The organism is Leisingera sp. CC-HEC096, assembly GCF_059429235.1.
The window spans coordinates 2,316,155-2,328,969 of the sequence record NZ_JCAIJS010000001.1 but is presented as its reverse complement, the minus strand read 5'-3'; the positions used below and the strand labels follow the sequence as shown (position 1 = coordinate 2,328,969).

Genomic DNA, 12,815 nt, shown 5'->3' with positions numbered 1-12,815 from the left:
TTTTTCGTTTAGTAGCCGAGGCTGCGGTCGACGAGGTGCAGCAGCGGCTCGCCAGCCTCGGCGCGGCGGATGTTTTCGGCAATGACTTCGGCCGCGGTGCTTTCGCGGGTTTCCGAGGCGATATGCGGGGTCACCGTTACATTGGGATGCGCCCAATAGGGGTGTTCCGGCGGCAGCGGCTCGATGCGGAAGACATCCAGTGTCGCATGGCCCACCTGGCCGCTGCCGAGCGCGGCCAGCAGCGCGTCATCGTCGATCAATGGCCCGCGGCCCGGGTTGATGATCATTGCCCCTTTGGGCAGCAGGGCCAGCGTTTCGGCGTTCAGCGTGTTTTCAGTCGCAGGCGTGTCCGGCAGCAGCAGGATCACGATTTCCGCGAGCTTAAGCGCCGCCTTTAACCCCTCGGGCCCGGCGTGGCAGGTGATGCCTTCGATCTCCTTCGGGGTGCGGCTCCAGCCGGAGACATCAAACCCCAGCCCCGCCAGCGCCCTGGCCGATGCGGTACCCAGCGCGCCGAGGCCCAGCACGGTGACGTGCCGGTCCTTGGCCAACGGCGGGATATGCCGGTGCCAGCGCCCGTTCAGCCCTTGGATATGCATGTCCATGCCCAGGTGATAGCGCAGCGTGTGGCCAACCACCCATTCGGTCATGCCCTGTTCCAGCCCGCTGTCCACCATCCGGGTGAGCGGAACCGCGGCAGGAACAACAGGCACAATTTTCTCAACGCCGGCCCACATGCTCAGCACGGCTTTCAGCCGGCTGAACGGGGTAAAATCACTGACCGGACCGCTGGGGGCGTAGACGATGTAGTCCACCTCTTCCGGCGCAAAATCATTGCGCAGGTCTGCCTCAACACCCAGCCGGACCAGCTCCGCTTTCAGCAGCGGCTCATAGGTTGGCCAGCTATCGGCGCGGCCTGCAAACAGGACATTGGCGGTCATGGAAACTCCCTGAATTTCTAGCGTGAGGCTTGCCTTGGACGGTGGATATGGGCGCTTTGCACGATGCCGAAGGCGCCCAAGAGCACCAGCATCGCCGAGCCGCCATAAGACACCATCGGCAGCGGCACGCCAACCACCGGCGCCAGCCCCATCACCATCGACATATTCACAGCAAAGAACAGGAAGAAGGTGATGGCGATGCCCATGATCACCAGCGAGGAGAACCGGTCCTTGGTCGCAATCGCCGCGGCGATGCAGAACAGGATGATCAGGATGTAGATGAACAGAAGGGTCACGCCGCCGATAAAGCCGAATTCTTCTGCCAGGGTGGTGAAAATGAAGTCGGTGTGTTTCTCCGGCAGGAAGTTCAGCCGCGATTGGGTGCCTTGCATGAAGCCGCGCCCCGACCAGCCGCCGGAGCCGAGCGCGATCTTGGACTGGGTGATGTGATAGCCCGCGCCCAAGGGGTCCTGCGAGGGATCCAGAAAGGTGTCGATGCGGCGGAACTGATAGTCCTTCAAGAGCTGCCACTCGGTGCCGCGGCTTTGGAACACGGCGCTGACCAGTCCCACAGCGGCTGCAATCACCGCGGCGAAATAGGCCCAGTGCACGCCCGCGAGGAACATCACCCCGCCGCCTGCCGCCATCAAGAGGATCGAGGTGCCAAGGTCCGGCTGTTTCAGCACCAGAGCCGTGGGCAGCAGGATCAGGGCCACCGGCAGCAGCACCCACAGGGGCCTGGAAGTTTTCTCGGGCGGCAGCCAGTCGTAATAAGCCGCCAGCAGCATCACCAGGGCAATCTTAGTGACTTCCGAGGGTTGCAGCCGCATAAACCCAATGTCGATCCAGCGCTGCGCGCCCATGCCGACGGTGCCGAACAGCTCCACCGCGACCAGCAACGCCAGCGACCCCAGGTAAGCCACCACCGAGACATTGCGCCAGAACCAGATCGGGATCATCGCAACCACGAACATGGCGGCGAGGCCCAGGGCAAACCGCTTGACCTGCGGCTCCACCCAGGGGCTGAAGGAACCGCCCGCCACCGAGTAGAGCATAAGAAAGCCGACACAGGCGACCGTGACCAGCAGCAGCGTCAATCCCCAGTTCAGATAGAGGATCTTGCGCAGACCCGTGGGGGTCGACTTGGCGTGGTACTCAAGATAGCTCATGCCCGGCTGCTCCTGCTGCCCAGGGGCCGTTTGACGCGCTCGCGTTCCAGCCGTTCCTGCTGGGCCTTGATGCGGCTGCGATCGGCCTTGGGGTAGGCCTCCAGCGGCGGGGTGCCGTCGTAAAGCGCCTGCAGCATCACGTCGCGGGCAATCGGTGCCGCCGCCTTGGAACCGCCGCCGCCGTGTTCAACCACTACGGCCACCGCGTATTTCGGGTTGTCATAGGGCGCGAAGCTCACGAACAGCGCGTGGTCACGGCGCTCCCAGGGCAGGTCCTCATTGCGGATCACACCTGCGGCACGCTCGGCGGCAGTGATGTTGCGCACCTGGCTGGTGCCGGTCTTGCCCGCCATCCGCATGCCTTCGCCGATGATGCGCGACCGGTAGGCGGTGCCGCGGCGGTCATTGCTGACCGAATACATGCCTTTGCGCACCATCCGCAGGCTGCTTTCGCTGACCCCTAAAGGCTCGCCGGCACCGCTTGGCTGCTCCACGCCGTCCAGCGATTTCAAGAGCCGCGGGGTCACGCTGCGCCCGGTGGCAATGCGCGCCGACATCACCGCCAGCTGCAGGGGTGAGGCCAGCATGTAGCCCTGGCCGATCGACGCGTTTGCAGTGTCGCCGATCAGCCAGTCCTTGCCATAGGAACTAGCCTTCCAATCCTTGGTCGGGGTGATCCCCTGTGCCACCGCGGACATCGGCAGGTCGTGCTTGATGCCAAGCCCGAATTTGTTCGCCATGGCAGAAATCTTGTCGATGCCGGTTTTGATGGCCACGTCATAGTAATAGACGTCGCAGGACCGCTTCAGCGAGGTGTTCAGGTCAACATGCCCGTGGCCTGCACGCTTCCAGCAGTGGAACCGGCGGCCCGCAACCTTGAGGTATCCGGGGCACCAGACTGTTTCCTCCGGGCCGACCACGCCTTCTTCCAGCGCTGCCAGCGCGGTGATCATCTTAAAGGTCGATCCTGGCGGGTAAGTGCCCTGCACGGTCTTGTTGGACAGCGGGCGGTATTTGTCCTCGGTCAGCATCCGGTAGTCGGCCACCGAAATGCCGCGCACGAACAGGTTGGGGTCAAAGCTGGGCGAGGAGCAGATTGCGCGGATGTCCCCGTCCTCGCAGTCGATCACCACCGCGGCGGCGCTTTCCCGGCCCAGCCGCGCCTGCACATAGTTCTGCAGCATGGCGTCGATGGTCAGCTGCATATCGGCGCCGGAGATCCCCTCCCGCCGGTCCAGCTCGCGCATCACCCGGCCCGTGGCGTTGACCTCCACCCGCTTGGCACCGGCCTTGCCGCGCAGCACATCCTCGCGCTTGGCCTCGAACCCCACCTTGCCGATCTGGAAGCGCGGGATCAGCAGCACCGGCTCCGGATCTTCCATCTTGCTCAGATCATAGTCGGATACCGGCCCCACGTAGCCCACCACATGGGCGAAATCGCCCAGTTGCGGATAGACCCGCGTCAGGCCGACCTCCGGCGTGACGCCGGGCAGGGCGGGGGCGTTCACCGCCACCTTGGAGATGTCCTCCCAGCCGATCCGGTCGGCCAGGGTGATCGGCAGGAACGGCGGCGAGCGGCGCATTTCGGTGCGGGCGCGCTCCAGATCCTCCGGATCCAGCAGCACCAGGCTGGAAAGCTTGCCGATCACCTCTTCCACGTCGCCCGCGTCCTCAGGCACCACTGTGATCCGGTAAGAGGGTGAATTCTGCGCGATGATCAGCCCGTTGCGGTCAAAGATCTGGCCGCGCGCGGGCGGCAGCAGGCGGATGTTGATCCGGTTTTCCTCGGCCAGCAGGCGGAATTCATCAGCCTGATCCACCTGCAGATAGCGCATCCGGGCCGCCAGCCCGCCGGCAAAGGCCAGCTGCAGCCCGCCCAGGAACAGCGCCCGCCGGGTCATCCTGCCGTGTGAGGCATCCACGTCCTTGGAATTGCGTTTCATCGGCGGCTCACCAGGGTTTCAGCTTCAGCAGGGGACAGTTTGCGCACACCCAGAATAGACTGGCTGGCCCAAACCGCCAGCGGGTAGGCGGCGATGGTCATAACCGCCTCGATCACCGTCAGGCCGAGCGGCGCCTGCTGAACGCCGAACAGGACCAGAACCAGCCGGTTCACGGTGGCGATCCCGGTCACCGCGACGGCCACCGCCAGCCACTCGCTGGCAAAGGTGCTCTCGCGGTGCGGGGCGGCGCGGGCCTTAAGAAAGCCGCAGCCCAGCACGGTGAGCAGCGCCAGCAGGCCCGGCGGGCGCTGAAACAGCAGATCGGCCAGCAGCATCACCAGGCCGATCGACAGCGCCGGCACAAAATCAGGCCGCCGCAGCGACCAGGCCATTGCCAGCAGAATCAGCAGGTCCGGCGGCGCCCAGAAGCGCGGCTCGGTCTCCAGCGGCAGCAGGTGAAAGAACATGATCATGAGCGCCAGCGCCGGGAATGCCGCGCGCATGGTCCAGATCCGGGCAGGGGAGGTGTTAGCCATTGCCTGCCTCGGCCGTGCTGCCAGCGCTCTCGGCCCCCAATCCCTCGGGCCGCGGTTGCGGAACCGGATCGCCGGGAGGTGCCCCGACCAGCCCGCCCGGGTCCTGGATCACTTCGGTGCCATGGTGGCGCAGCACCCGCAGGAACTCCAGCCGGCTGTAATCCGCGGCCAGCCGCACCCGCATCCGGCCTGAACGGTCCTTGGCGACCTGGCCGATCAGCAGCCCGGCCGGAAACACCGCGCCATCGCCGGAGGAGATCACCCGGTCGCCGGGGCGCACCATGTCTGGGTTTTCCAGAAAACTCAGTACCGGGGCGGCGCTGTTGTCGCCGGTCACCAACGCGGTCTGGCCCGAGGGCTGGATGGTGGCTGGCACCGCGCTGGCGGCGTCGGTCAGCAGGACCACCCGCGCAGTGTTGTGCCCGGTTCCGGAGATCCGGCCCACCAGCCCGATCCCGTCCATCGCCGCCCAGCCGTCATGCACCCCGTCGCGGCTGCCCACGTTCAGCAGCACCGACTGGCGGAAGGGGGAGCCGCTGTCGGCCATCACCACCCCGGTGATATAGGTGAGCTGCGGGTCGAGCCGCACGTTGTTGAGATCCAGCAGCCGGGCGTTTTCCTGCTCCAGCTGCAGGGCTGCCTCTTTCCAGGCCCGCATCTGCCGCAGCTCGCTGCGCAGCTCGCGGTTCTGCTCGGACAAGCGCTGGTAGCTTTGGAAGTCGCGGAGCAGATTGATTGTGGCGGTTACCGGCACCATCGCCCAGTCCATGCTGGGCACCACCTTGTCGACAACCTGGGCGCGGAAGCGTTCCACCCGCGGGCTGTCGATCCGCCAGACGATGAAGATCGCGGCCAGGCACAGGCACAGCACCGCTGTCAGCAGACGCCGCAGCGGGGTTGCGTAATCGTCGCGCTGTGACTTGTCCTTCGCCACGGTTCTCCTTCCAGCCGCCCTTCCAGCTTGTCAGCTGGCGCCGTTCCGGCGGTCAGGGTCTGTTAGCTGTCGTAGTCGATCGCGTGGGCAAGCTGTTTTTCGTATTCCAGCGCTTTGCCGGTGCCCAGGGCCACGCAGTTGAGGCTCTCGTCCGCAATCGACACGGCCAGGCCGGTCTGCTCGCGCAGGGCCAGATCCAGATCGCCCAAGAGAGCGCCGCCGCCGGTCAGCATTACGCCGCGGTCGACGATGTCGGCGGCCAGATCCGGCGGGGTGGTTTCCAGCGCGGTCATCACCGCTTCGCAGATCTGCTGCACCGGTTCGGCCAGCGCCTCGGCCACCTGGGCCTGGGAAATCTCGATCTCTTTCGGGACGCCGTTCAGCAGGTCGCGGCCGCGGATCTGCATCGACTGGCCGCGGCCGTCGTCGGGCATCCGGGCAGTGCCGATGGAGGTCTTGATGCGCTCGGCGGTGGATTCCCCCACCAGGAGGTTCTGCTGGCGGCGCAGGTAGCTGATGATCGCCTCATCCATGCGGTCGCCGCCGACGCGGACAGAGCGGGCGTAAACGATGTCACCCAGCGACAGGACTGCCACCTCGGTGGTGCCGCCGCCGATGTCGACAACCATGTTGCCGGTTGGGTCGGTGATCGGCATGCCTGCCCCGATGGCGGCAGCAATCGGCTCGGCAATCAGCCCGGCGCGGCGTGCGCCTGCGGACAGCACCGACTGGCGGATCGCGCGTTTTTCAACCGGGGTGGCGCCATGCGGCACGCAGACAATGATCTTGGGCTTGGAGAAGGTCGAGCGCTTGTGAACCTTGCGGATGAAGTGCTTGATCATCTCCTCGGCGGTGTCGAAATCGGCAATCACGCCTTCGCGCATCGGCCGGATCGCCTCGATCGAGCCGGGGGTGCGGCCCAGCATCAGCTTGGCGTCCTCGCCCACGGCCAGCACTTTCTTGACGCCGTCCTTGACGTGGTAGGCCACCACTGAAGGCTCGGACAGGATCACACCGCGGCCTTTGACGTAGACCAGGGTGTTCGCCGTGCCGAGGTCAATGGCCATGTCCGAGGAGAACAGACCGCCCAAGTTTCCGAAAAGCGCCATATAGAAGGGATCCTGTAAGTGCTGCCATTGTACCTTGGGCGACTCCGGAGGAGCCGCCTGCTTCCACCTTATAAGCGGCACGGGAGTGCCGCGAAAGGGCGTATTATGGTGAAACAGCGCGTTTCCGCCAAGTTGCCGTGGCTGCGCGCCGGACCGGCGGGCAAAGGCAATGTCGGTCAGGCAGCAAGGCCCGCCGCGCCGGGTTTCCTGCCAGCGCCGGTGTGCTGCACGCGCGCTGGGTGCCGATGCCCAGTCATCCTTCGGATCAGCTTGGGAAAATCCGTTGCATCTCCGACTTGAAATGGCCCCAGGTCAGGCTGGCGCTGTTGCCGGCATAGCCCTCGTAATACGATTTGCCGGTCGAGATGGGCAGCCCGGCCCAGATTTTGGCAAGGTTCAGCATGAAGGTCTTACGCGGCATTTCTGACGCCAGGAAATCGCTGTAACCCGCTTCCTCGATCAGCTGATGCGCCAGCTGGTCTTGCAGCTCGGGCGAGAAGCGGGCCTGCGGTTTGACCCCCTGGTGGCGGACCAGCCGCCGCAGGGTCGCCGGGATCATCTGATACCGCCCGATGGCGTGGGGCTGGCCCGGTGTGGCATCGATCCAGGCGTTGATTTCGGCGATCGTCATCTGGGTCGGCTTCTTTGGCGGCTTGCGGGTGGCGCCATACTGCACCGCATCGTATTGCGCCTTGCCTGCCTCGGCGCTGGCGATCAGGTCCAGCAGCTGTTTGACGCTGGGCGGCGCTTTCAGGATCGGGGCAAACAGGCCGCCGCCGCTGCGGCCGCGGAACAGGCTGGCGGCACCGGGGTTGAGCGACACCGCCCCGCGGCCCGGGTTTGCACCGGGCAGGGTGTCGGGCAAAAGGCTGGCCGCTGCCTGCGGCGCCGTGGCCCGGGCTGGCGCCGGGCCGGGTTGCGGGGCAGAGGCCTGGTGTAGGAAAAACTGATTGCCCACCAGTGAGTAGCCTTGCGCGCTGACAACCGCCGCGGCGCACAGCAGCAGGGCCAGAATAGTCAGGAAAAGGGCAAGCGCGCTCATTCTAAAGGGCATCGGAACCTGCGTTCTGCGGCAAAAGCAATAGGGGCAGTCTGCCTCTTCGGGGTTGAGATTCCGTTTATCCGCCGCACGCCGCCCCTTCCGCCCTTTTGAAATAGCGGCTAGAGGGGGCGCATGCTCTCTTATCAGCACATCTATCACGCCGGGAACCTGGCCGACGTTCAAAAGCACGCGCTGCTGGCCTGGATGCTGGCCTACCTCACGCGCAAGGACAAGCCGCTCAGCTATATCGAGACCCACGCGGGCCGGGGCCTCTATCAGCTGGATGCGCCGGAAGCAGTCAAAACGGGCGAAGCGGAACAGGGCATCACCCGGGTTCTGGCAGATCAGGGCCTGGCGGCGGATCACCCGCTGCACCGCGCGCTGTCGGAGACCCGCAGGCAGCACGGTCAGGCGGCCTATCCCGGATCGCCGCTGATTGCGGCCTCTCTGCTGCGCCAGGGCGACTCGCTGCATTTTGCGGAGCTGCATCCGCAGGAAAACGCCGCCCTGCGCGCCGCTCTGAAACCTTGGAAAGCCAAGGTGCATCAGCAGGACGGGTTCGAGCTGGCGCTGTCGCTGGCGCCGCCTGCGCCCCGCCGCGGTCTGCTGCTCATCGACCCCAGTTACGAGATCAAGTCCGACTATGCCCGCATCCCCGGCATCATCGGCCAGCTGCACAAGAAGTGGAACGTGGGTGTTCTGGCGCTGTGGTATCCGATCCTCAGGGAAGGCTCCCACAAACAGATGCTCAAAGCACTGGAGGCACAGGACCTGCCCGGAGCGCTGCGCCACGAGGTCTCCTTTCCGCCGGTCCGTGAAGGGCACCGTATGACCGGCTCAGGAATGTTTGTGGTCAATGCGCCTTATGGCGCTGCGGAGGAGGCCGCCCGGATTTCAGCGCTGTTCAAGGCCATCTCCCCGAAATAGCCGCGCAAAGGCCGAACGGAAATGGAAAAGGGCACCCGCGCGGGTGCCCTTTGCAGTTCACAGGAGGCAGACCGGCTCAGGCCAGGTCTTTATAGGAAATCTCCTTGGTGTCGGCGCCTTCGCCAACCCGGCCGCGGCGCACGATCAGGCGGTTCAGCGCGTTCACATAGGCTTTGGCAGAAGCCACCACCGTGTCGGTGTTGGCGCTCTCGCCGGTGGCGATGTTGCCATCCTCCTCCAGCCGAACGGAAACGGTCGCCTGCGCGTCGGTGCCTTCGGTCACGGCATGCACTTGGTAAAGCTGCAGACGCGCGGTGTTCGGGTAGATCTTGCGGATTGCCTTGAAGGTGGCATCCACCGGGCCGTCGCCCTCAGCCGTTTCCGTCACATCCTTGCCGTCGATCTCCATCTCGACGGTGGACTCCGCCGGGCCGCCGGTGCCGCAGACCACTTTCATCGACACGATCTTGAGGTGATCGTTCTCCGCGTCTGTGCCGATGCGCATCAGCGCGATGAGGTCGTCGTCAAACACCTCTTTCTTGCGGTCGGCCAGCTCTTTGAAGCGGACAAAAACGTCCTTCAGCTGGTTGTCGCCCACGTCATAGCCAAGATGCTCCAGCTTGTCGCGCAGCGCCGCGCGGCCGGAATGCTTGCCCAAGGGCAAGGAGGTGCCGGAGAGGCCGATGTCCTCGGGCCGCATGATCTCGAAATTCTCGCGGTTCTTCAGCATCCCGTCCTGGTGGATGCCGCTTTCATGGGCAAAGGCGTTCTTGCCGACAATCGCCTTGTTCGGCTGCACCACAAAGCCGGAAACGGTCGAGACCCGGCGCGAGATATGCATGATCTTGGTGGTGTCGATGCCGGTCGACCAGGGCATGATGTCGTTGCGCGTCTTCAGCGCCATCACCACTTCTTCCAGCGCTGTGTTGCCCGCGCGCTCGCCCAGGCCGTTGATGGTGCATTCGATCTGACGCGCGCCGCCCGCCACGGCAGCCAGCGCGTTGGCGGTCGCCATGCCGAGGTCGTTATGGCAATGGGTGGCAAAGACCACCTCATCCGCGCCCGGCACGGTCTCGATCAGGCGCTTGATCAGGTCGGCGCTCTCCGCAGGCGCGGTGTAGCCCACGGTGTCGGGGATGTTGATGGTGGTGGCGCCGGCCTTGATAGCGATCTCGATCACCCGGCACAGGTAATCCCATTCGGTCCGGGTCGCATCCATCGGCGACCATTGCACGTTGTCCACCAGGTTGCGGGCGTGGGTGACGGTTTCGTGGATCTTGTCCGCCATCTCATCCATGGTGAGGTTCGGGATGGCGCGGTGCAGCGGCGAGGTGCCGATGAAGGTGTGGATGCGCGGCTGCGCGGCCTTGCGCACCGCTTCGGCGCAGCGGTCGATGTCCTTGAAATTGGCGCGCGCCAGGCCGCAGATCATCGAATTCTTCGACCGTTCCGCAATCTCGGACACCGCAGCAAAGTCGCCTTCGGAGGCAATCGGGAAACCTGCCTCGATGATGTCCACGCCCATTTCATCCAGAAGCTCGGCAATCTCCAGCTTCTCGTCATGGGTCATGGTGGCGCCGGGGCTCTGCTCGCCGTCGCGCAGGGTGGTATCGAAAATCAATACACGGGATTTGTCGCCGGAAATCGGGGATGTGTTTGTCATTTTGGTATCTCTTGTCTCTGTCCTAGGCCCTTCCAGGGCATTCATAGCCTTCGATGGCGCGCGTGCGGCAATCCTCTGAGCGGGCGCGCCGGAAGGGCACGCTCAGAGGCGGGCTAGGATCAGTAGGGCGCGCAGAGCTGCACCGCGGGTCGCGGCGGCGGCAAAAGGGATATCTGCGCAAATGCTCATGGGACGGATTTATACAGACGTGCAGCCGAATGGGAAGGGGGATTTTGACCTGGGGGCACGCTGGCACTTTTGCTGCAGCAAAAGGCGGTAAATACCCGCCACAGGTAATTTCGCGACACTGTTGAAAAAGACGTGTAACATAATTATGGGGCGTAGCCAGTTTCAATGCGACAGTTTGTCAGTGCTGCGCCAGGCTTTGGTGCGGAAGCGCAAGCAGCTCGCATTGGCGGGTTTCCTGGCGCCTTAAGCCGGGATCCGGCGCCTTGGCCAAAAGAGGCGCCATCGATAGGAGGAAACAGTGTCGAATAAAATTGTTCTTGGGTATGACGACAGCGAGGCAGCCAAGTCAGCGCTTGCTTTTGCCGTCAGCCTTGCCAAAGCGCAAGGGGCAGAACTGGTGATTGCGCATGTGCTGGAATGGTCGCCCTATTCCTTCCTCACACCGGAGGAGATCGAGCAGCGCCACAAACGCCGGGAGGATGAGCTGAAGCGGGCCGAGGATGCGCTGCTGGCGCCGGTGCGCAAAAGCCTGGAGGGCAGCGGTGTCACCGTCACGACTGAACTGAAATACGGGCATATCGCGGAAACCCTGATTGATGTGATCAAGGAGTCCGGAGCCAGCCACCTGATCATCGGGCGCACCGGCCATTCCGCGCTGTCATCGCGGCTTTTCGGCTCTGTTGCGGGCAGCCTGGCGCAGGCCGCGCCGGTTCCGGTCACCATCGTTCCATAACAACTATTTCAGAGGACAGTCATGAGTAATTCAGTCAAGGCAGCAGCTCTGTCTGCACCGCTGCTGCTGGCCGCATCCGCGCCAGCGATGGCACAATCTGTCGACGAGCGGGTCAATGAGCTGTTTGCCAATTCGACCGGCTGGTTCGTCAACCTGATCTTCAGCCCGTTCCCCGGCACCAGCTTCCCCTGGATCGTCGCCTGGCTGGTGATCGCGGCCACCGTGTTCACCATCTACTTCGGCCTGATCCAGTTCCGCGCCTTCCCGCACTCGATCTCGCTGGTTAAGGGCGACTATTCCGACCCTAACGACGCGGGCGAGGTCAGCCACTTCCAGGCGCTGGCAACCGCGCTGTCGGGCACCGTCGGCCTCGGCAACATCGCCGGCGTTGCGGTGGCCGTGGGCATTGGCGGCCCCGGCGCGACCTTCTGGATGATCCTGGCCGGCCTGATGGGCATGGCCTCCAAGTTCACTGAGTGCACGCTGGGCGTCAAATACCGCAACGAGTTCCCGGACGGCCACGTCTCGGGCGGCCCGATGTATTACATGACCAAGGGCTTTGCCGAACGCGGCCTGCCGATGGGCAAGTTCCTGGCGGTCTTGTTCTCGGTCTTCTGCATCCTGGGCGCCCTGGGCGGCGGCAACATGTTCCAGGCCAACCAGGCGCATGCGCAGATCTCCGGCGTTGTCGGCGAGTATCCGGGCTGGATCACTGGCGTGGTGTTTGCTGGTGTTGTTTTCGCCGTGATCGTTGGCGGCCTGAAATCCATCGCACGGGTGACCGAGAAGGTCGTTCCGTTCATGGGCGTCATGTACGTCGCAACCGCACTGGTCATCCTGGCGATGAACGCCGACCAGATCGGCTGGGCCTTCGGTCAGATCTTCGAAGGAGCCTTCACCGGTCTCGGTGTTGCCGGCGGCATGGTTGGCGCCCTGATCCAGGGCTTCAAGCGGGCGGCTTTCTCGAACGAGGCCGGCGTCGGCTCGGCAGCCATCGCCCACTCGGCGGTGCGCACCAAGGAGCCGATCACCGAAGGCTTCGTGTCGCTGCTGGAGCCGTTCATCGACACCGTGGTGATCTGCACCATGACCGCGCTGGTGATCATCATCACCGGCCAGCTGGTCGTGGATCCGAACACCGGCCTCTACCTGCTGGATGAGGGCGCAGCCACCATTCAGACCGTCGACGGCAACAAGGGCGTGGCGCTGACCTCGGCAGCCTTCTCCTCCGCCTTCGGCTGGTTCCAGTACGTGCTGGCGATCGCGGTGATCCTGTTTGCCTTCTCCACCATGATCAGCTGGTCCTACTACGGTCTCAAGGCCTGGACCTTCCTGTTCGGCGAAGGCGAGACCAAGGAACTGGTGTTCAAGGTGATCTTCTGCATCTTCGTGGTGATCGGCGCGGCCGCCAACCTCGGCCCGGTGATCGACTTCTCCGATGCGGCGATCTTCGCCATGGCGGTGGTCAACATCATCGCGCTCTACTTCCTGATGCCGATCGTCAAGCGTGAGCTGAACAGCTACATGTCGCGCCTGAAAGCGGGCGAGATCAAGAAGTACGTCTGACCGGCTCCGGCCATCTTTACAGATGACTTGAAAACCAAGCCTCTCCGGGTCCCCGGGGAGGCT

Annotated in this window: 11 protein-coding genes; 3 read left to right on the top strand and 8 right to left on the bottom strand. The window is 64.2% G+C overall.

Going from position 1 to position 12,815, the window contains the following annotated elements:
- Positions 1 to 8: 8 nt before the first annotated feature.
- The 7 genes from AC5STI_RS11240 to AC5STI_RS11210 form a co-directional block, all read right to left on the bottom strand.
- On the bottom strand, positions 9 to 941 hold the full coding sequence (locus tag AC5STI_RS11240) for a 2-hydroxyacid dehydrogenase (protein ID WP_495446697.1): 933 nt from the start codon (positions 939 to 941) through the stop codon (positions 9 to 11).
- Positions 942 to 958: 17 nt separating this feature from the next.
- The gene (gene rodA, locus AC5STI_RS11235) at positions 959 to 2,110 is read right to left on the bottom strand and encodes a rod shape-determining protein RodA (protein ID WP_495446696.1); all 1,152 of its coding nucleotides are present in this window, start codon (positions 2,108 to 2,110) and stop codon (positions 959 to 961) included.
- A complete protein-coding gene (gene mrdA / locus AC5STI_RS11230; protein ID WP_475047399.1) occupies positions 2,107 to 4,053 on the bottom strand; it encodes a penicillin-binding protein 2 in 1,947 nt (648 codons plus the stop codon). Before mrdA ends, rodA begins: the two co-directional genes overlap by 4 nt.
- Positions 4,050 to 4,589 (bottom strand): rod shape-determining protein MreD, encoded by a 540-nt coding sequence (locus tag AC5STI_RS11225; protein WP_495446695.1) that lies wholly within the window; start codon positions 4,587 to 4,589, stop codon positions 4,050 to 4,052. Before AC5STI_RS11225 ends, mrdA begins: the two co-directional genes overlap by 4 nt.
- Entirely contained in the window at positions 4,582 to 5,523 is a 942-nt protein-coding gene (gene mreC, locus AC5STI_RS11220; protein ID WP_475047396.1) for a rod shape-determining protein MreC, read from the bottom strand. The genes AC5STI_RS11225 and mreC overlap by 8 nt, the downstream gene beginning before the upstream one ends.
- 62 nt (positions 5,524 to 5,585) lie before the next feature.
- Complete coding sequence (locus AC5STI_RS11215) at positions 5,586 to 6,632, bottom strand: rod shape-determining protein (protein ID WP_008554722.1); 1,047 nt, start codon at positions 6,630 to 6,632, stop codon at positions 5,586 to 5,588.
- Between the two features lie 265 nt (positions 6,633 to 6,897).
- Entirely contained in the window at positions 6,898 to 7,674 is a 777-nt protein-coding gene (locus AC5STI_RS11210) for a lysozyme family protein (protein ID WP_495446694.1), read from the bottom strand.
- Positions 7,675 to 7,806: 132 nt separating this feature from the next.
- Here AC5STI_RS11210 and AC5STI_RS11205 point away from each other — a divergent pair, with 132 nt between their 5' ends.
- Positions 7,807 to 8,601 carry a 23S rRNA (adenine(2030)-N(6))-methyltransferase RlmJ gene (locus AC5STI_RS11205; RefSeq protein ID WP_495446693.1) on the top strand — a complete coding sequence of 265 codons (795 nt, stop codon included), beginning with the start codon at positions 7,807 to 7,809 and terminating at the stop codon, positions 8,599 to 8,601.
- 76 nt (positions 8,602 to 8,677) lie between these two features.
- On the opposite strand, the gene AC5STI_RS11200 is transcribed toward AC5STI_RS11205, so the two are convergent.
- A complete protein-coding gene (locus AC5STI_RS11200) occupies positions 8,678 to 10,264 on the bottom strand; it encodes a 2-isopropylmalate synthase (protein ID WP_495446692.1) in 1,587 nt (528 codons plus the stop codon).
- Between the two features lie 487 nt (positions 10,265 to 10,751).
- Here AC5STI_RS11200 and AC5STI_RS11195 point away from each other — a divergent pair, with 487 nt between their 5' ends.
- Positions 10,752 to 11,186: a universal stress protein gene (locus AC5STI_RS11195; protein WP_475047389.1), complete on the top strand. Its 435-nt coding sequence runs from the start codon at positions 10,752 to 10,754 to the stop codon at positions 11,184 to 11,186.
- 21 nt (positions 11,187 to 11,207) lie between these two features.
- The gene (locus tag AC5STI_RS11190) at positions 11,208 to 12,752 is read left to right on the top strand and encodes an alanine/glycine:cation symporter family protein (protein ID WP_495446691.1); all 1,545 of its coding nucleotides are present in this window, start codon (positions 11,208 to 11,210) and stop codon (positions 12,750 to 12,752) included.
- Positions 12,753 to 12,815: the final 63 nt, after the last annotated feature.

Excerpts from the sequence above, each read along its gene's own strand:
- rodA (WP_495446696.1), bottom strand. The coding sequence starts at position 2,110 with ATGAGCTATCTTGAGTACCACGCCAAGTCGACCCCCACGGGTCTGCGC.
- AC5STI_RS11240 (WP_495446697.1), bottom strand. The coding sequence starts at position 941 with ATGACCGCCAATGTCCTGTTTGCAGGCCGCGCCGATAGCTGGCCAACC.
- AC5STI_RS11200 (WP_495446692.1), bottom strand. The coding sequence starts at position 10,264 with ATGACAAACACATCCCCGATTTCCGGCGACAAATCCCGTGTATTGATT.
- mrdA (WP_475047399.1), bottom strand. The coding sequence starts at position 4,053 with ATGAAACGCAATTCCAAGGACGTGGATGCCTCACACGGCAGGATGACC.
- AC5STI_RS11205 (WP_495446693.1), top strand. The coding sequence starts at position 7,807 with ATGCTCTCTTATCAGCACATCTATCACGCCGGGAACCTGGCCGACGTT.
- AC5STI_RS11190 (WP_495446691.1), top strand. The coding sequence starts at position 11,208 with ATGAGTAATTCAGTCAAGGCAGCAGCTCTGTCTGCACCGCTGCTGCTG.
- AC5STI_RS11215 (WP_008554722.1), bottom strand. The coding sequence starts at position 6,632 with ATGGCGCTTTTCGGAAACTTGGGCGGTCTGTTCTCCTCGGACATGGCC.
- AC5STI_RS11225 (WP_495446695.1), bottom strand. The coding sequence starts at position 4,589 with ATGGCTAACACCTCCCCTGCCCGGATCTGGACCATGCGCGCGGCATTC.
- AC5STI_RS11210 (WP_495446694.1), bottom strand. The coding sequence starts at position 7,674 with ATGAGCGCGCTTGCCCTTTTCCTGACTATTCTGGCCCTGCTGCTGTGC.